Consider the following 17,915-nt stretch of genomic DNA (forward strand, 5'->3'; position numbering starts at 1 on the left):
TCATCTGCATCGCCGTTTCCGCCCTGATGCCGCAGAGGCGGTGCCGCGCCACGCTGGGCGAGACGATACTGCCGGGGATCCGGATTGAAGCGGACGTTCTTGTGTTGATGGGGCACGCGCATGCTCATTGCGCTCTGAGGATTCGCGCTGCTTGCGCAGGACGCAACGCATGCCCACACTGCATACCAGGCCCAGCAGGCCGAGGAACAACAAGAGGTCTTGAAGCACGATCCATCCTTTCATCGCCGCAGGCGGGGGTGCGGATAGCTTCACTGTAGGGAAGGCGCGCGCGGCGCGCCAATATCAAATCAGCCGGCCCGCCATCTCGAAACGAGATGGACGCGCCATCAGAATCGGGCAGGAGAGGGACACCATGATTTCCATCCGGCAGTTGCGCTACTTCGTCGAGATCGTCGAGGCGCGCGGCTATACGCGCGCATCCGAGCGGCTCTTCATTGCGCAATCCGCACTGAGCCGACAGATCAAGGAATTGGAAGGCGATCTCGACGTGGTGCTGTTGAAGCGCGAGGCCAAGGCCTTCGAGCTGACCCAGGCCGGTCAGGATTTCTATGAGCGCAGCCGCCGCATCCTGCTCGACCTGGACCGCGCGGTGGCCCAGGCGCGCACCATCGGCAAGGGCGAACATGGCGCCTTGCGGCTGCTGCATTCCAGCTCGGTGCCGCTGTCGGCACCGCTCGGTCCGACCCTCAATGCCGCGCTCAAGGACTTTCCCGGCATCTCGCTGGAAATTTCGCAGGCGCCCTCCGAACATCAGGCCCGCGAGATCGTCGAGGGCAGCGCCGATATCGGCCTGGCGCGCCTGCCCATCCTGCGCTCCCATGCGAATCTGGAGAGTACCGTGCTCTACCGCGAGCGCCTGGTGGCGGCGGTGCCGGCCACGCACAGGTTGGCTGGCCGCAGCGAGGTTGAGATTGCCGAATTGCGGGATGACTTCTTCGTGACCGTGCCGCACCGTGATCGCGGCGGCTTGAGCTATCTGGTGGCCGAGCGCTGCATTGCGCATGGCTTCTATCCGCGCGTGGCGCGGGCCACCTCGCGCAAGAATTCGCTGCTCAGCCTGGTCAATGCGGGATTCGGCATCGCCGTGGTGCCGCAGAGCATGGCCAGCATTTCCCTGTCGGACGGGGTCAGCTTCCCCGCGCTCAAGGATGCCGACTTTCATTCGGAAGTGGCACTGCTGCGCCGCCGGGACGCGCCGGCCATGGTGCAGCAGTTCGTCGATGCCTTCGTGAGCCGCCTGCGGGAGGCGGGGATGACGGGTATTGCCGGCGTCACGGCGCCCGACTTGACGTAGGGCGCCGCCGTGCTGGGGTGAGGATCAGTTGCCGGTTGCAACAGGGCGTTGCGGATCGGAGCTCCATTCGCTCCACGAACCCGGATACAGATGGGCGCCCGGCAAGCCCGCCACTTCCAGCGCCAGCAGGTTGTGGCAAGCCGTCACCCCGGACCCGCACTGCATGACCGCAGCCTGCGGATCACCCAGCACCGACAGCCATTCCTCACGCAACTGCGTTGCGCTCTTGAAGTGACCATCGGCTTGCAGGTTGTCCTTGAAGAAGCGGTTCTTCGCCCCCGGAATATGGCCGCCCACCGCATCGATGGTTTCGTTTTCGCCCCGGAAGCGGTCCGGTGCGCGCGCATCGACCACCTGCAGCGCCTGGCTCTTGAGATTGTCCAGCAGGGTTTGCGCATCCACCGTCTTCACCAGCGAGGAGAGATCCTGGATGTTGCCCGGCTCAGCCGGTGCCGGCGTCTGGCTGGTCAGCGATTCACCCAGCGCCTGCCAGGCCGCCATGCCACCGTCGAGCACGGCCACGTCGCTGTGGCCGATCCAGCGCAGCAGCCACCACAGGCGCGCCGCGTACATGCCGCCGTGGGCGTCATACGCTATCACCTGGGTATCGTTGTTGATGCCCAGCTCGCGCATGGCCTGCACGAACTGCTGGCGATCCGGCAGCGGATGGCGGCCATGGAAGCGCCCGGCAGCATCGGTCTTGGGACCGGAGAGCAGTTCATCCAGATGGGCAAAGCGCGCTTGCGGCAGGTGGCCGGCGGCGTAGGCTTCGCGGCCGTAGGCGGGATTGGTGAGGTCATGACGGCAATCCACGACCACAATGTTCAGATATTGCGCACGCGACTTCAACTCGCTGGCGCTGATGAGGGTTTGGTAGGTCATGCGGCTCTCCTTTTGTTCATATGCCCTCCAGGCGGGCAGGATTCACGACTTCACGCAGTCATGGATTTACACTTCGGTGGCGATCGGGTCGACCTTGGGCACGTTCTTGGCCACCGTCTGGCTCTTGCGCTGGTTGCGATAGGTCGCCAGCATGCCGCTGGCCAGGATGATGGCCATGCCCAGCCAGCCGATCCAGCCCGGCGCATCGTTCCAGATCAGCACCCCGAAGAGGCTGGAAAAGACGATGCCCGTGTATTGCAGGTTGGCCGTGACCAGCGTATTGCCGAGCCGGTAGGCGCGGGTCATGGCGATCTGTGCCGTGGTGGCCGTCAAGCCTATCATGAGCACCAGCAGCGCACCCTTCCACGAATGGCCGTGCCACAGCGGCACGCGACCCGTGACGATGCTCCCGACCAGCCCGGCCAGCACGCCCGTGGCAGAAAAGTAGAACACCACGCGGTACTCCGGTTCCCCCAGCAGTCCCAGCTTGCGCACCTGCAGGTAGACCAGTGCCGAGAGCACGCCCGAGGCCAGCGAGATGGCACCGCCCAGCAACTGATCGGCGTTCAGCGAAGGCCGCATCAACAGCGCCACGCCCAGGAAGCTCAGCGCCACCGTGCCGGCCAGGCCCCATTCGAATTTCTTGGTGCCCTGCCACCAGCCGGCCACGAACAGCATCACGGCGATCCAGATCGAGGACATGTAGTTCAGCGTGGTGGCCGTGGCAATCGGCAGCAGGCTGAAGGAGTAGAACCACATCCACAGCGAGACCACCCCGATGCCGCCACGGATGAAGTGGTCGCGCGGGAAGGGCGTACGCAGCGTGCCGCCGCGCAGGCGGATCAGGCCGAGGATGAAGAGCACGCCGATCACGCCCCGGCAGAGCACGATCTCGGAGGTCGTGTAATAACTGCTGGCGAGCTTGACGCACACGCCCATGACGGCAAAGAGGAATGAAGCAACGAGCATCCAGAGCGATTGCATGGCGGCTTTTTTAGTAAGTTGAGCAGAGAGTGGGAGAGACGGAAGAGGTGTCGCCCGGCAGGGCGCGCGCACCAAAGAAAACGGCAGCCCCGGCGTGAACCGGGGCTGCCGTCGTGCAGCAGGCAGGGCACGTGCAGGAGGAAGGGCGACAATGACGGCGCAAACTGCGTCCGTCGTGAGCTTGCCGCGTTGCGTACATCTGCTTCCCCCTTGCGCGACCGATGGTCTGGTTATGGTGTGCTGGTTCCCTGTGGCACGTCCAGCTGCTGGCGATACCATTCGTGGAAGTGTTGCATGCCGTCTTCCATGGGCGACTGGTAGGGACCGACTTCGCTGGTGCCGCGATCCATCAGTATACGACGGCCGGCATCCATGCGCTGGGCGATCTCGTCATCCTCGACGCAGGTCTCCATGTAGGCGGCGCGTTCGGCTTCCACCAGCTCGCGCTCGAAGAGTGCAATCTCTTCCGGATAGTAGAACTCCACCACGTTGGTGGTCTTCTGCGGACCGGTCGGCCAGAGCGTGGACACCACCAGCACGTGCGGATACCACTCCACCATGATATTGGGATAGAGCGTGAGCCAGATGGCGCCGTATTTGGGCGGCTGGCCATTGGAGAACTGCAGCAGCTTTTCCTGCCACTTGCCATAGGTGGGCGAGCCGGACTTGATCAGGCCGTGGTTCACGCCCACGGTCTGGACGCTGTAGTCGCGGCCGAATTCCCACTTCAGGTCCGAGCAGCTCACGAAGTTGCCCAGGCCAGGATGGAAGGGCTCGACGTGGTAATCCTCCAGGTAGACCTCGATGAAGGTCTTCCAGTTGTAGTCGCACTCGTGGACTTCGGTGTGGTCGTACAGATAGCCGGAGAAATCCAGATCGCGCGTCACGCCCAGGTTCCTGAGCTTGTCGGCGATGTTGACGCCGTTGTTTTCGAACAGCAGTCCATTCCAGCTCTGCAGCGGGGTCTTGGACAGGTTCATGCACGGCGTTTCGCCGAAATGCGGCGCGCCGATCAGTTCGCCCTTCAGATCATAGGTCCAGCGATGCAGGGGACACACGATGTTGCTGGCGTTGCCGCGGCCGTCGAGCATTTTGGCCTGGCGGTGGCGGCATACGTTGGACAGCAGTTCAATACCCTGCGCATTGCGCACCAGCATGCGGCCTTCGTTTTCCCACGGCAGCGTGGAATAGTCGCCGGCGTCCGGCACCATCAGCTCATGGCCGACGTAACGAGGTCCTTGCTGGAAGAGTTGTTTCAGTTCCCGCTGATAGAGCGGTTCGTCGAAGTAGACGTGGACTGGAAGTTGCGCGTTTGAGCGCGCCAATTTGGCAAAAGTAGCAAGATCGGACATTTCCGCCCCCAAATTAATTTGCACCAACCTAAGGAAGAAAATCCGCAAAAACCTATGTTCAAATAATATGAAGAGGAAATTTTGGACAGAACCGAGGATTATGCCACAAAACCCCTGCAAGGGGCCTGGTTTTGTGGGCAAAATGCCAGCAAATCGGCCGAATTTACAAGCTCGGCTCGACATGCAGCGACATTTCCACGCCCTCGATTGACTTGGTAATCGCCGGTTTGTTCTAAAATACCGGGTTAGATTTTTGAATGGGTCGATATGCCTAGAACCTCTGCCGCTGCTGCCACTGCCGACTTGCCCGCTTCCTTCGAGCAGGCCATGGAGGAACTGGAACAGCTCGTCGCCCGCATGGAAGCCGGCGAACTGCCGCTGGAAGCCTCGGTGGCCGCCTACAAGCGCGGCTCGGAACTGGTCAAGTTCTGCGCCGGCCAGCTCGACAAGGTGGACAGCCAGGTCAAGCTGCTCGAAGGCGACATGCTCAAGCCCTTCAACGCAGCCGACGCCGGGGACGAGTGATGAATGCACAGATGCCGGCCGCCAGCGCGCAGGCCCCGCTTGATTTCGCCGACTGGATGCGCCAGGTGCAAGGCGGCATGGAAGACGTGCTGGACCGTTTCCTGCCCGCGTCCTCGGTCGTGCCGGCGCGGCTGCACGAAGCCATGCGCTACACCGCCATGGACGGCGGCAAGCGCGTACGCCCGTTGCTGGTCTACGCCGCCGGCGACATCTTCGATACCCCGCGCGCCCTGCTGGACCGGGCCGCGGCCGCCGTGGAGATGATCCACGTCTATTCGCTGGTGCATGACGACATGCCCTGCATGGATGACGATGCACTGCGCCGTGGCAAGCCCACCGTGCACGTGCAGTACGACCAAGCCACGGCGCTGCTGGTCGGTGACGCCCTGCAGGCGCAGGCCTTCGAGACACTCTCGGCGCCGCTGGAAGCCGACCCCGGCAAGACCGATTCAGGCCTGCCGGCACGCCAGCTGCGCATGCTGAACCTGCTGGCCCAGGCCGCCGGCTCGGTGGGCATGTGCGGTGGCCAGGCCATCGACCTGGCCAGCGTGGGCATGACCCTCTCGCTGGCCGAGCTGGAACAGATGCATCGCCTGAAGACCGGTGCCCTGCTGCGCGCGGCGGTGCTGCTGGGTGCGCTCGGCGGCAAGGCCCTGACGGCGCAAGAAAGCGCGGCCCTGGACGAATACGCTCGCGCCATCGGCCTGGCCTTCCAGGTGGTCGATGACATCCTCGACGCCACCGCCGACTCGGCCACGCTGGGCAAGACTGCCGGCAAGGATGCGGCCGACAACAAGCCGACCTATGTCTCGATCCTGGGGCTGGCCGAATCGCAGGCGCTGGCCGAGAAGCTGCGCGGCAACGCCCATGCGGCGCTGGCGGCCTTCGGCGAGAAGGCGCGCCGGCTGCGCGAACTGGCCGACCTGATCGTGCAGAGAAAGACCTAAGCGACGTAACAAGCGATGTAACCCAGGCATGAAGACGGATCGCGCGGCATTTGCCAGGCGTGGCCCTCAGACCCCAACACGGTAAGAACAGATGCTCCTCACTACCATCAACGATCCGGCCGACCTGCGCCGCCTGTCCCGCCATCAATTGAAGCCGCTGGCTGAAGAGCTGCGCGGTTTCCTGCTGGACTCGGTGTCCAAGACCGGGGGCCATTTGTCCTCCAACCTGGGCACGGTCGAGCTGACCATCGCGCTGCATTACGTCTTCAACACGCCCGAAGACCGCATCGTCTGGGACGTGGGCCATCAGACCTATCCGCACAAGATCCTCACCGGCCGGCGCGAGCGCATGGCCACGCTGCGCCAACAGGAAGGCATCTCCGGCTTCCCGCGCCGCATCGAAAGCCAGTACGACACCTTCGGGACCGCGCATTCCTCGACCTCGATCTCGGCTGCGCTGGGCATGGCCCTGGCGGCGAAGACGCAGGGCTCGGACCGCCACGCCATTGCCGTCATCGGCGACGGCGCCATGACCGCCGGCATGGCCTTCGAAGCGCTCAACAATGCGGGCGTGCATGAGGACATCAACCTGCTGGTCATCCTCAACGACAACGACATGTCGATCTCGCCGCCGGTGGGTGCGCTCAACCGCTACCTGGCGCGCCTGATGTCGGGCAAGTTCTACGCCAAGGCGCGCGACGTGGGCAAGTCGGTGCTGCCGGCCCCGGTGCTGGAACTGGCCAAGCGCCTGGAAGAACATGCCAAGGGCATGGTGGTCCCGGCCACCATGTTCGAGGAATTCGGCTTCAACTACATCGGCCCCATCGATGGCCATGACCTCGATTCGCTGATCCCCACGCTGCAGAACCTGAAGCACCTGAAGGGGCCGCAATTCCTGCACGTGGTCACCAGGAAGGGACAAGGCTACAAGCTGGCCGAGGCCGATCCGGTGCTGTACCACGGGCCCGGCAAGTTCAACCCCAGCGAAGGCATCAAGCCCAGTGCCGGTGGCAAGCTGACCTACACCCAGATCTTCGGCCAATGGCTGTGCGACATGGCCGCCGCCGATGACAAGCTGGTCGGCATCACGCCGGCCATGCGCGAGGGCTCCGGTATGGTGGCCTTCGAAAAGAAATTCCCGGATCGCTACTACGATGTGGGTATCGCCGAACAGCACGCTGTCACCTTCGCGGCCGGCATGGCCTGCGAGGGCATGAAGCCGGTGGTGGCGATCTACTCGACCTTCCTGCAGCGCGCCTACGACCAGCTGATCCACGATGTGGCCCTGCAGAACCTGGACGTGACCTTCGCGCTGGACCGCGCCGGCCTGGTCGGAGCCGATGGTGCCACCCATGCGGGCAATTACGATCTGGCCTTCCTGCGCTGCATTCCCAACATGGTGGTGATGGCCGCCTCCGATGAGGATGAGTGCCGCAAGATGCTCTCGACCGCCTATCAATATCCGGGCCCGGCCTCGGTGCGCTATCCGCGCGGCGCGGGTGTCGGCGCGGCGGTGGACAAGACCCTCGAGACCCTGCCGCTGGGCCGTGGCGAGATCCGCCGCCAAGGCAAGGACGTCGCCATCCTGGCCTTCGGCAGCCTGCTGGCGCCTGCCCTGGGCGCGGGCGACAAGCTCAATGCCACGGTCGCCAACATGCGCTTCATCAAGCCGCTGGACGTGGAACTGGTCAAGCAGCTGGCCGCCTCGCACGATGTGCTGGTGACGGTGGAAGAGGGCTGCATCATGGGCGGCGCCGGTGCGGCCGTCTCCGAAGCCCTGGCCGCAGCCGGTATTCAAAAGCCGGTGCTGCACCTGGGCCTGCCGGACCGCTTCATCGACCATGGCGATGCGACCCAACTGCTGGCGCAGTGCGGACTGGATGCCGAGGGCATCGCCCAGTCCATCGCCCAGCGTTTTGGCAAGGATCAGCCCAAGCTGGTGGTCAACAACGGTTGATCGGCACTGATTCCCGGGGCTTAGTTTTTGCAGTGCTGAAACTAAGAAAATTCCCGGGAAAAACTAAGTAAACGAAACGCCCCACCGGTTTCCCGCGGGGCGTTTCGTTTCTCTGCGCAGCAAAAGGGGAAATCAGCGTTCCCGCCCCTTCTGCCACAACACATCCTGCCCGCCCGCTTCGCGGTTGAGCACCCGCGCCAGCACGAAGCACAGGTCCGAGAGCCGGTTCAGATATTGCCGCGCCGGGGCATTCACGCCGGCCTCGGCCTTCTCCAGCATCACCACGCTGCGCTCGGCTCGGCGGCACACGGTGCGGCACACATGGGCCAGAGCCGCTGTGCGCGAGCCACCCGGCAGGATGAATTCCTTCAGCGGGGGCAGGGTGGCGTTGTACTTTTCCAGCAGGGCATCGAGCCGCGCCAGATGGGCATCGGCCAGCACTACATAACCCGGAATGCAGAGCTCCCCGCCCAGGTCGAACAGGTCATGCTGGATCGAAACCAGCTCTTCTCGCAGCGCCGCCGGCAGGGTCTCGCACAGCAGCAGGCCCAGCTGCGAATTCAGTTCATCCACGTCGCCCAGTGCCTGGATGCGCAGGCTGTCCTTGCCCACGCGGCTACCATCGCCCAGACCGGTGCTGCCGTCGTCGCCGGTACGGGTGGCGATCTTGGAAAGTCGGTTACCCATCATTGCTCCTTGTTGATCCGGGGGCAGCTTAAGCGCAAGGCCTCTGCAAGGCAAGCGCTTCCCGCCCGATGCGAGCCGTGCCGCATGCGGCGGAAAAATCGTGTAAACAATTCACTTGATTTGTCCTGCCGGGCTGCTTGGGCAGGGACATTTGCGCAAACTCCGGCCCGCAAGAGAGTAAAATTCATCGCTTGGATCAGTGGTCAGTCCACTTGGGCGGCAGGGGATGCCGCTTTAATGGCCCTGCATCTTTTTCCGCACAAAGACCATAACAACGACCGAGACACGAGACTCCTGAGAGAAACTGCATGAATCATCTAGTTGATGCCCGGAAACTGAAACGCCCCGTTCCCCAGGCCCTGCTCGACGAGCTCAAGGCCCTGTTTGGCGAGCGCTGCTCCACCACCCTGGCCATGCGCGAGCATCACGGCCGCGACGAATCCTCCTACGATCCCATGCTGCCGGACGCCGTGGTCTTCGCCCGCAGCACCGAGGAAGTGGCCGCCTTCGTCAAGCTGTGCAGCCAGTACGACACCCCCATCATCCCCTACGGCGCAGGCACCTCGCTGGAAGGCCACGTGCTGGCCCTGCAGGGCGGTGTGACGGTGGACCTGTCGCAGATGAACCAGGTGCTGGCCGTCAACGCCGAAGACCTGACCGCGACTGTCCAGGCCGGCGTCACCCGCAAGCAGCTGAACCAGGAGATCAAGGACACGGGTCTCTTCTTCCCCATCGACCCCGGTGCCGATGCCTCGCTGGGCGGCATGGCCTCGACCCGCGCTTCCGGCACCAATGCCGTGCGCTACGGCACGATGAAGGAAAACACCCTGACCCTGACCGTGGTCACCGCCCACGGCGAGATCATCAAGACCGGCACCCGCGCCAAGAAATCCTCGGCCGGCTACGACCTGACCCGCGTGTACGTGGGCAGCGAAGGCACGCTGGGCATCATCACCGAAGTGACCGTACGCCTGTATCCGCAGCCTGAAGCGATCTCGGCGGCGATCTGCTCCTTCCCCACCGTGGCCGATGCCGTCAACACCGTCATCCAGACCATCCAGATGGGCGTGCCGCTGGCGCGCGTGGAGCTGCTCGATGAAAACGGCGTGCGCGCCATCAATGCGCATGACAAGCTGACCCTGCCGGTCAACCCCCTGCTGCTGTTCGAATTCCACGGCAGCGAGAACGGCGTCAAGGAACAGGCCGAGCTGGTCCAGGACATCGCCAAGGAATTCCACGCGCTCGGCTTCGAATGGGCTACCCGCCCCGAAGACCGCACCCGCTTGTGGACCGCCCGTCACAACGCCTACTTTGCGCTGCTGCAAATGCGTCCGGGCGCGCGCGCCATCTCCACCGATTGCTGCGTGCCGATCTCGCGCCTGGCCGAATGCGTGCTGGCCACCAAGGCGGACTGCGAAGAGCAGGGCCTGATCCACGCCATCATCGGCCACGTCGGCGATGGCAATTTCCACGTGCAGATGATGGTGGACCCCAATGACCCCGCCGATGTCGCCCGTGCAGAAGGCGTCAACGCCCGTATGGTGGCGCGCGCCCTCGGCATGGATGGCACCTGCACCGGCGAGCATGGCGTGGGCCTGCACAAGATGGATTTCCTGATCCAGGAGCATGGCGAGGGTGCCATTGCCGTCATGCGCGCCATCAAGCATGCGCTGGACCCGAAGAACATCATGAACCCCGGCAAGATCCTGCGCTGGGAACAATAAGACGCAAGCACCAGGCCGGGCAGGGTGCAGAAACTTAGTTTTCCAAACCTTGCCCTTTAGTTTTTCGCCATCGCGATGTTAGTTTTTATCAGTTTTGCTTGAACCAGCAGCAGGAATCCACCACCCATGGCCACCCGCCTCCCTCCCGTTCACGCGCTGTCCGCCTTCGAGGCAGCGGCCCGCCACAACTCCTTCGCCATCGCCGCCGAGGAGCTGTGCATCACCCCCTCGGCGCTGTCGCACCGCATCCGCTTGCTGGAAGAGTTCGTCGGCGAGCGTCTGTTCTACCGCGATGGCCGCTCCATCGGCCTGTCCGAATTTGGCCGCCGCTATCTGGACGTGGTGCGCAGCGCCTTGCGCACGCTGACCGATTTCCCCATGCCGCATCGCAATGCCGCCATGCAACCCAAGATCAAGGTGATGCTGCCGCCGACCTTTGCGCGCCACCTGTTGATGCCGCGCATTGCCGACTTCACCCGGCGCCATCCAGAGATCGTGGTGGAGCTGTACCTGTCGGTGCCGCTGTATGACCTGTCCCTGTCGGAGAGCGACGTCGAGATCCGCTTCGGTGCCGGCAACTATCCCAACATCATCACCGAGAAGCTGTTCGAGGAACCGGCCTTCGCCGTGGCCAGCCCCGGCTACCTGAAGACTCTGCCGCCGATGAAGTCGCCCGGCGACCTGCAGCACGCGACCCTGCTGCGTTCGGCGCTGGAGCCCTGGCAGCCCTGGTTCGAAGCAGCCGGTCTGAAGGACTGGGTGGAACCCTCGTCGGGTTTGCGCGTGGACGACCTGGGCCTGCTGCTGGAAGCGGTGCGCCACGGTTACGGCATCGGCCTGACGCGCCAGCATTTCGCCGAAGAACTGCTGGCCCGGGGCGAGATCGTGGAGCTCTTTGACGTGCGGCTGCGTACCCCGCCGCATGCCTACTACGTGGTCTACGAGCGCGCGGTGCGCGAGCGGCCCGAGGTCGATACCTTCATCAACTGGATGCAGAACGCCTTCCGCAGCCTCTGACGCGCCTTTGCATCGCCCGCCACATCCGGCCGCCCTGAAAATAATTCACGGCGGCCGGTAATTCTTTTCAGTGGGCCGCCAGGCAACACGGGGCCGTGCAGGCGTGCAAAATTCGTTACACTTGTCGGACTGAAAAAGCCCGCCTGACATGGGCTGACAACAAACAAGACAGCGTGAGCTGCAATACCGGACGCACAAAGAGGGACGTCCACTTCCCACGCCTGCCTAGCTTACCGCCGAGGTCCAGCATGAATGCTCCCGCCCAACCGTCCTTTGCGCCGGCCCGCCAGCGCGAAGTCGTCGATGCCCTGCGCCGGGCCGTGCCCGCGCACTGCGTGCTGTCCGACGAGGAAGACACCCGCCCCTACGAATGTGACGGCCTGGCCGCCTACCGCCAGTTGCCCATGGTGGTGGTGCTGCCCGAGAACGAGGCCCAGGTCATCGCCATCATGAAGACCTGCCATGCACTGCAGGTACGGATCGTGCCGCGCGGTGCCGGCACGGGCCTGTCCGGTGGCGCCATGCCGATTGCCGATGGCGTGGTGCTCTCCACGGCCAAGTTCAACCAGATTCTGAAGATGGACAAATACGCGCGCACCGCCGTGGTCCAGCCTGGCGTGCGCAACCTGGCCATCTCCGAAGCGGCCGCCCCGCATGGCCTGTATTACGCCCCGGATCCGTCTTCCCAGATCGCCTGTTCCATCGGCGGCAACGTGGCGGAGAATTCCGGTGGCGTGCATTGCCTGAAATACGGCCTGACGGTCCACAACGTCCTGCGCGTGCGCATGGTCACCATCGAAGGCGAGGTGGTGGAACTGGGCAGCGGCGCCCTGGATGCGCCGGGCCTGGACCTGCTGGCGGTCTTCATCGGCTCCGAAGGCATGCTGGGCGTGGTCACCGAGGTGACCGTCAAGCTGGTGCCCAAGCCCCAGGCCGCACGCGTGATCATGGCCTCCTTTGATGACGTGGTGAAGGGCGGCAATGCGGTGGCCAACGTGATCGCGGCCGGCATCATCCCGGCCGGACTGGAGATGATGGACAAGACCAGCTCGCGCATGGTCGAGCCCTTCGTCAAAGCCGGCTATGACATCGATGCCGAAGCCATCCTGCTGTGCGAATCCGATGGCACCATCGAAGAAGTGGAAGAAGAAATCGGCCGCATGACCGACGTGCTCAACGCCAGCGGCGCCACCGCCATCGCCTGCTCGCAGTCGGAGGCCGAGCGCCTGCGCTTCTGGTCCGGCCGCAAGAACGCCTTCCCGGCAGCGGGCCGCATCTCGCCCGACTACTACTGCATGGATGGCACCATCCCGCGCAAGAAGCTGGCGGAGGTCTTGCTTGGCATCGCCGAGATGGAAAAGAAATACGGCCTGCGCTGCGCCAACGTTTTCCATGCGGGCGACGGCAACCTGCACCCGCTGATCCTCTTCGATGCCAACCTCGCCGACGAATTCCACCGGGCCGAACTGTTCGGTGCCGAGATCCTGGAACTGTGTGTGGCCGTGGGCGGCACCATCACCGGTGAACACGGCGTGGGCATCGAAAAGATCAATTCCATGTGTGTGCAGTTTTCGCCGGCCGAGCGCGAGGCTTTCTTCAAGCTCAAGCGCGCCTTTGATCCGGCCTTCCTGCTCAACCCGGACAAGGCCATTCCGACCCTGCATCGCTGTGCCGAGTACGGCAAGATGCACGTGCAGCGCGGCCAGCTGCGCTTCCCCGATCTGCCGAGATTCTGACCATGCAAGCACAACAAGACATGGAGGCCGTGCTGGCCTCCTTCCGCGAACGCATCCTCTCCGGCCGGCCCCTGCAGATCCGTGGCGGCGGCACCAAGGACTGGTATGGGCAGCAGCCCTGCGGCGACGTGCTCGACACGCGCCCCTACAGCGGCATCATCGACTATGAGCCGACCGAGCTGGTCATCACCGCGCGCTGCGGCACGCCGCTGGCCGAGATCGATGCCGCCCTGGCCGGGCACAACCAGATGCTGGCCTGGGAGCCGCCGCGCTTTGGTGGGGCCGCCACCGTCGGCGGCATGGTGGCTGCAGGCCTGTCCGGACCCGCGCGCGCCAGCGCTGGTGCCGTGCGCGACTTCGTGCTGGGCGCCGTGCTGATGGATGCCCAGGGCGAACAGCTGCACTTCGGCGGACAGGTCATGAAGAACGTCGCCGGCTATGACATCTCGCGCCTGCTGGCCGGTTCGCTGGGCACGCTGGGACTGATCCTGCAGGTGTCGCTGAAGGTCTTGCCGCGCCCCGTCGCCAGCAGCACGCGGGTCTTCGAGATCAACCAGGAGGGCGCGCTGCGCCTGTTGAACCAGTGCGCCGGCCAACCCTTGCCGCTGGTCGCCAGCGCCTGGGTCGGCAATGTGCTCACGATCCATTTATCGGGCGCACAGGCTGCCGTTGATTCAGCCATCGCAAAGCTGGGCGGCACCGAGTTGAGCAATCCTGACGATTTCTGGACCGACCTGCGCGAGCAGACCCATGCCTTCTTCGCCGATCCGCAAGCGCCGCTGTGGCGCCTGTCGGTGCCGTCGGTGGCAGCGCCCATCGACCTGCCGGGCCGCCAGCTGATTGAGTGGGGCGGGGCACAGCGCTGGCTGCGTCCGGAGGCCAATGTGGATGCCGTCGCCATCCGCGCCGCCGCGCTGGCCGTGGGTGGTCATGCCAGCCTGCATCGCGGTGGCGACAAGGCCATCGGTGTCTTCCATCCCTTGCAGCCGGCGGTGGAAGCGATCCATCGCCGCCTCAAGCAGCAATTCGACCCGCAGGGCATCTTCAATCCCGGCCGCCTGTACGCCAGCCTGTAAGGGCCTCTCCCGCCAGCGATCACCATGCAGACCAACTTAGCCGATTTCATCCGCAACACCCAGGCCGGCGAGGAAGCCGACAGCATCCTGCGTTCCTGCGTGCATTGCGGTTTCTGTACCGCCACCTGTCCTACCTACCAGTTGCTGGGCGACGAGCTGGATGGCCCGCGCGGGCGCATCTATCTCATCAAGCAGGTGCTCGAAGGCAAGCCCGCCACGGCAGCGACGCAATCGCACCTGGACCGCTGCCTGACCTGCCGCAACTGCGAATCGACTTGTCCTTCGGGCGTGCAGTACGGGCGCCTGGTCGATATCGGGCGCAAGGTGGTGGAAGAGCAGGTGACGCGTCCCTTCGGCCAGCGTCTCATGCGCACTGCCTTGAAGGAACTGGTGCCGCGCAAGTGGATCTTCCGTCCCGCCATGAAGGCGGGGCAGATGGTGCGTCCGCTGCTGCCCAAGCTGCTGCAGAACAAGGTGCCGCCGCATCAGGAGGCCGGACTTTGGCCCACGCGCACGCATGCGCGCCAGATGCTGTTCCTCGAAGGCTGCGTACAACCCTCGATGGCACCCAACATCAACAGTGCCACGGCGCGCGTGCTCGATGCGCTGGGCGTGCAGTTGTTCGCACCACCCAAGGCCGGCTGCTGCGGCGCCATCCGCTACCACATGAATGACCAGGACGGCGGCCTGGACGACATGCGCCGCAACATCGACGCCTGGTGGCCCTACATCGAAGGCCGCGATGGCATCAATGCCGACACCATCGTCATGAATGCCTCCGGTTGCGGCGTCACCGTCAAGGAATACGGCCACCTGCTGCAACACGATCCCGACTATGCCGAGAAGGCGCGCCGCATCTCCCACATGACGCGCGACATCAGCGAGATCCTGCCCGAGTTCGAAGAACAGCTGCAGCACAAGCTCAAGGATTTCAACGGCAAGCGCGTGGCCTACCATCCGCCCTGCACCCTGCAGCACGGCCAGAAGATCCGCGGCAAGGTCGAAACCATCCTGCGCGCGGCCGGCGTGGACGTGCAACTGTGCGCCGACAGCCATCTGTGCTGCGGCTCGGCGGGTACCTATTCGGTGCTGCAACCGGAACTGTCCTACCGCCTGCGCGACAACAAGCTCGGCAAGCTGCAGGCCACCGATCCCGACATGATCGTCACCGGCAACATCGGTTGCGTCACGCACCTGCAATCCGGTACCGATACTCCCGTGCGGCACTGGATCGAATTGCTCGATAGCGCCCTGCAACAGGCATAGTGTTCCGGAGATGACATCCCGATGTCATCGTCCTGTCAGATCAAAAACTTAGACTTTCGCCTCGACCGAAACAATCGGTGCTGTCAGGCAAAGTCCGATAAGGCTTGTCCCGCCTGGCCACCCGCACGAGGACCAGGATCATGGGCGGAACCAGTCGGCGCTATTTTCTAAGGCTCTCGGCCAACGTGGCCGGTGCCGCCAGTGCGGCGGCGCTGCTGCCGGCCTCGATCCGCAAGGCGTTGGCCATTGCGCCCCAGGTGCGCACGGGCAGCATCGAGGACGTCGAGCACATCGTGGTCTTCATGCAGGAAAACCGTTCCTTCGACCACTACCTCGGGCACCTCTCGGGCGTGCGCGGCTACAACGACCGCTTTCCGGTGACGCTGCCCAACGGCCATCCGGTCTGGTTCCAGCCACGCCAGGATGCGCCGCAATCGCTGATCGCCCCGTTCCGTTACGACACCACCGATCCGGCTGTCAATGCCCAGTGCGTGCGCAGCCTGCCGCACACCTGGGCCACCACGCAGGGCGCCATCAATGGCGGGCGCGCCGACCAGTGGGCGCAGCAGAAGGGCAACCTGTGCATGGGCTATCACGTGCGCGAGGACATTCCCTTCCACTATGCCCTGGCCGATGCCTTTACCATCTGCGACCAGTATTTCTGTTCCATCCCCGGCAACACCCATCCCAACCGGATGTATCTGATGACCGGCATGGTCGATCCGCTGGGCACAGGCGGCGGGCCGCTGCTGGACAATACCGATTACATCGACAACCAGTTCAGTGACGTCAAGCTGCCGCCCTTTACCTGGACCACCTATCCCGAGCGGCTGGAGCAGGCCGGGATTTCGTGGCAGGTCTATCAGCAGGGCACGGATTTCGACAAGTTCAGCGGCAACTACGGCACCAACATGCTGGCCTGCTTCGAGAACTTCGTCCACGCACCCATCGGTTCCTCGCTGCATGCGCGTGGCATGAGTACCCGCACTGTGGCGCAACTGAAAACCGACGTGGAGCAGGGGACGTTGCCGCAGGTGTCGTGGCTGTTGCCGCCGGCAGTCTATTCGGAACATCCCGATTACACGCCGCTCTATGGCGCGCGCTACCTGTCCGACATTCTCGATGCGCTCACCGCCAATCCCGAGGTGTGGAGCAAGACCGTGCTCTTCATCATGTATGACGAGAACGATGGCTTCTTCGATCACGTGGTCCCGCCACAGGCGCCGACCGTGCCCGGTTCCGGCAAGAGCACGGTGGATATCGCCCTGGAGCGGCACGTCCACGTCACCCCGACGCAGCAGGGCCAGTTCAGCGCCGACCAGCTGCCTTACGGGCTGGGACCGCGCGTGCCCATGTTCGTGGTCTCGCCGTGGTCGCGCGGCGGGCGCGTCAATTCGCAGGTCTTCGATCACACCTCGGTGCTGCAATTCATCGAACGGCGTTTCGGCGTCATCGAGCCCAATATCTCGCCATGGCGGCGCGCGGTCTGCGGCGACCTGACCTCGACCCTGGATTTCACCCGGCGCGATGTCTCCACGCCGCGCCTGCCCGATACCACGCGCTACGTGGCCGAGGCCGACCTGCAATGCCAGCGCCCCATCGCCGTCAGCGCGCCCGAGGCTGAGGCTGAGCTGTCGATTGCGCCGCAGGAAGCGGGCCTGCGTACTGCCTGCGCCTTGCCGTATGCACTGCATGTCCATGGCGAGCGCAAGGGCAGCATTTACCAGTTAAGTTTCGACAATGCCGGCCAGCAGGGCGCGCATTTCCGGGTCCATGCCGATGTGTCCGGCGTCAGCGGCAGTAACGCCCCGCGCGGCTATACGGTGGAGGCCGGCAAGCAGTTGCACGACAGCTGGCCACTGTCCTCCGATGGGCGCTACCAGCTCAGCGTGTGGGGGCCGAACGGCTATTTCCGCCGTTTTGCCGGAGAGGCGATGGCCGGGCCGCATGAGCCCGAGCTGCGCACCCATTACGATGCGGCGCAAGGCGTGCTCACGGTCAGGCTGCTCAATCCCGGCCCGGCGCCGCTGACGGCCACGGTCACCGACCTGGCCTACGGCCAGGAGCCGCGTATTCTGCAGGTGCCGCCGGGGCAGAGTGTGAGCAGTACCTGGGCGCTGGCCGCCAGCCATCACTGGTACGACCTGCAATGGCGTGTGGAGGGCTGGCCGCACTGGCTGCGCCGCCTGGCAGGCCACCTCGAAACCGGCCAGCCCAGCATGAGCGATCCCGCCGCGACGACGCCGGTGACCACGGCGATCTGAATGGTGGTCAGAACGCCATTGAAAGCTGACAATTTGCTAAACAGGATATTGGCAAAGTCGCCACATTTCGCCTCCTGTGGACGGTTTGCTGCATTTTGGGGCAGATTTACCGCCTTCGGCTTGACGGCGGGGGGCATAAGTCAATAAGCTTCGTCCTTTTTTCCGCGCGGCGGGAAAAAACGG

Annotated in this window: 14 protein-coding genes; 10 read left to right on the plus strand and 4 right to left on the minus strand. The window is 64.2% G+C overall.

Features of this window, described 5'->3' with window-relative positions:
- The first annotated feature begins 373 nt into the window (after positions 1–373).
- On the plus strand, positions 374–1,315 hold the full coding sequence (locus ACVC5H_RS05725) for a LysR family transcriptional regulator (RefSeq protein ID WP_489621406.1): 942 nt from the start codon (positions 374–376) through the stop codon (positions 1,313–1,315).
- Between the two features lie 24 nt (positions 1,316–1,339).
- On the opposite strand, the gene ACVC5H_RS05730 is transcribed toward ACVC5H_RS05725, so the two are convergent.
- The 3 genes from ACVC5H_RS05730 to ACVC5H_RS05740 all read right to left on the minus strand — a co-directional run bounded on the left by ACVC5H_RS05730 (position 1,340) and on the right by ACVC5H_RS05740 (position 4,533).
- Positions 1,340–2,197: a sulfurtransferase gene (locus ACVC5H_RS05730; protein ID WP_489621407.1), complete on the minus strand. Its 858-nt coding sequence runs from the start codon at positions 2,195–2,197 to the stop codon at positions 1,340–1,342.
- A 66-nt stretch (positions 2,198–2,263) separates the two neighbouring features.
- Positions 2,264–3,181 (minus strand): DMT family transporter, encoded by a 918-nt coding sequence (locus ACVC5H_RS05735; RefSeq protein WP_489621408.1) that lies wholly within the window; start codon positions 3,179–3,181, stop codon positions 2,264–2,266.
- Positions 3,182–3,411: 230 nt separating this feature from the next.
- Entirely contained in the window at positions 3,412–4,533 is a 1,122-nt protein-coding gene (locus tag ACVC5H_RS05740; RefSeq protein WP_489621409.1) for an aromatic ring-hydroxylating oxygenase subunit alpha, read from the minus strand.
- A 267-nt stretch (positions 4,534–4,800) separates the two neighbouring features.
- Between ACVC5H_RS05740 and ACVC5H_RS05745 the strand changes: the two genes are divergently transcribed.
- From ACVC5H_RS05745 to dxs, 3 genes are all read left to right on the plus strand, one after another.
- The gene (locus ACVC5H_RS05745) at positions 4,801–5,058 is read left to right on the plus strand and encodes an exodeoxyribonuclease VII small subunit (protein WP_489621410.1); all 258 of its coding nucleotides are present in this window, start codon (positions 4,801–4,803) and stop codon (positions 5,056–5,058) included.
- On the plus strand, positions 5,058–6,005 hold the full coding sequence (locus ACVC5H_RS05750; protein WP_489621411.1) for a polyprenyl synthetase family protein: 948 nt from the start codon (positions 5,058–5,060) through the stop codon (positions 6,003–6,005). The genes ACVC5H_RS05745 and ACVC5H_RS05750 overlap by 1 nt, the downstream gene beginning before the upstream one ends.
- 91 nt (positions 6,006–6,096) lie before the next feature.
- Positions 6,097–7,962 (plus strand): 1-deoxy-D-xylulose-5-phosphate synthase, encoded by a 1,866-nt coding sequence (dxs, locus tag ACVC5H_RS05755; protein ID WP_489621412.1) that lies wholly within the window; start codon positions 6,097–6,099, stop codon positions 7,960–7,962.
- Positions 7,963–8,094: 132 nt separating this feature from the next.
- Here dxs and ACVC5H_RS05760 read toward each other — a convergent pair whose 3' ends face one another.
- Positions 8,095–8,649, minus strand: coding sequence for a cob(I)yrinic acid a,c-diamide adenosyltransferase (locus ACVC5H_RS05760; protein ID WP_489621413.1), 555 nt, complete (start codon positions 8,647–8,649; stop codon positions 8,095–8,097).
- A gap of 308 nt (positions 8,650–8,957) precedes the next feature.
- Between ACVC5H_RS05760 and ACVC5H_RS05765 the strand changes: the two genes are divergently transcribed.
- The 6 genes from ACVC5H_RS05765 to ACVC5H_RS05790 all read left to right on the plus strand — a co-directional run bounded on the left by ACVC5H_RS05765 (position 8,958) and on the right by ACVC5H_RS05790 (position 17,732).
- Positions 8,958–10,373 (plus strand): FAD-binding oxidoreductase, encoded by a 1,416-nt coding sequence (locus ACVC5H_RS05765; protein WP_489621414.1) that lies wholly within the window; start codon positions 8,958–8,960, stop codon positions 10,371–10,373.
- Between the two features lie 126 nt (positions 10,374–10,499).
- Entirely contained in the window at positions 10,500–11,390 is an 891-nt protein-coding gene (locus ACVC5H_RS05770) for a LysR substrate-binding domain-containing protein (protein ID WP_489621415.1), read from the plus strand.
- A gap of 248 nt (positions 11,391–11,638) precedes the next feature.
- Positions 11,639–13,126 carry an FAD-linked oxidase C-terminal domain-containing protein gene (locus ACVC5H_RS05775; protein ID WP_489621416.1) on the plus strand — a complete coding sequence of 496 codons (1,488 nt, stop codon included), beginning with the start codon at positions 11,639–11,641 and terminating at the stop codon, positions 13,124–13,126.
- A 2-nt stretch (positions 13,127–13,128) separates the two neighbouring features.
- Positions 13,129–14,202, plus strand: coding sequence for a glycolate oxidase subunit GlcE (glcE, locus tag ACVC5H_RS05780; protein ID WP_489621417.1), 1,074 nt, complete (start codon positions 13,129–13,131; stop codon positions 14,200–14,202).
- A 24-nt stretch (positions 14,203–14,226) separates the two neighbouring features.
- The gene (gene glcF / locus ACVC5H_RS05785; protein WP_489621418.1) at positions 14,227–15,468 is read left to right on the plus strand and encodes a glycolate oxidase subunit GlcF; all 1,242 of its coding nucleotides are present in this window, start codon (positions 14,227–14,229) and stop codon (positions 15,466–15,468) included.
- Positions 15,469–15,608: 140 nt separating this feature from the next.
- Complete coding sequence (locus ACVC5H_RS05790; protein ID WP_489621419.1) at positions 15,609–17,732, plus strand: phosphocholine-specific phospholipase C; 2,124 nt, start codon at positions 15,609–15,611, stop codon at positions 17,730–17,732.
- The last annotated feature ends 183 nt before the right edge of the window (positions 17,733–17,915 follow it).

The sequence above is a fragment of the Herbaspirillum sp. Her3 genome (assembly GCF_057961275.1).

Excerpts from the sequence above, each read along its gene's own strand:
- ACVC5H_RS05775 (WP_489621416.1), top strand. The coding sequence starts at position 11,639 with ATGAATGCTCCCGCCCAACCGTCCTTTGCGCCGGCCCGCCAGCGCGAA.
- ACVC5H_RS05725 (WP_489621406.1), top strand. The coding sequence starts at position 374 with ATGATTTCCATCCGGCAGTTGCGCTACTTCGTCGAGATCGTCGAGGCG.
- ACVC5H_RS05745 (WP_489621410.1), top strand. The coding sequence starts at position 4,801 with ATGCCTAGAACCTCTGCCGCTGCTGCCACTGCCGACTTGCCCGCTTCC.
- ACVC5H_RS05730 (WP_489621407.1), bottom strand. The coding sequence starts at position 2,197 with ATGACCTACCAAACCCTCATCAGCGCCAGCGAGTTGAAGTCGCGTGCG.
- dxs (WP_489621412.1), top strand. The coding sequence starts at position 6,097 with ATGCTCCTCACTACCATCAACGATCCGGCCGACCTGCGCCGCCTGTCC.
- ACVC5H_RS05735 (WP_489621408.1), bottom strand. The coding sequence starts at position 3,181 with ATGCAATCGCTCTGGATGCTCGTTGCTTCATTCCTCTTTGCCGTCATG.
- glcE (WP_489621417.1), top strand. The coding sequence starts at position 13,129 with ATGCAAGCACAACAAGACATGGAGGCCGTGCTGGCCTCCTTCCGCGAA.
- ACVC5H_RS05750 (WP_489621411.1), top strand. The coding sequence starts at position 5,058 with ATGAATGCACAGATGCCGGCCGCCAGCGCGCAGGCCCCGCTTGATTTC.
- ACVC5H_RS05770 (WP_489621415.1), top strand. The coding sequence starts at position 10,500 with ATGGCCACCCGCCTCCCTCCCGTTCACGCGCTGTCCGCCTTCGAGGCA.
- ACVC5H_RS05760 (WP_489621413.1), bottom strand. The coding sequence starts at position 8,649 with ATGGGTAACCGACTTTCCAAGATCGCCACCCGTACCGGCGACGACGGC.
- ACVC5H_RS05765 (WP_489621414.1), top strand. The coding sequence starts at position 8,958 with ATGAATCATCTAGTTGATGCCCGGAAACTGAAACGCCCCGTTCCCCAG.
- glcF (WP_489621418.1), top strand. The coding sequence starts at position 14,227 with ATGCAGACCAACTTAGCCGATTTCATCCGCAACACCCAGGCCGGCGAG.
- ACVC5H_RS05790 (WP_489621419.1), top strand. The coding sequence starts at position 15,609 with ATGGGCGGAACCAGTCGGCGCTATTTTCTAAGGCTCTCGGCCAACGTG.
- ACVC5H_RS05740 (WP_489621409.1), bottom strand. The coding sequence starts at position 4,533 with ATGTCCGATCTTGCTACTTTTGCCAAATTGGCGCGCTCAAACGCGCAA.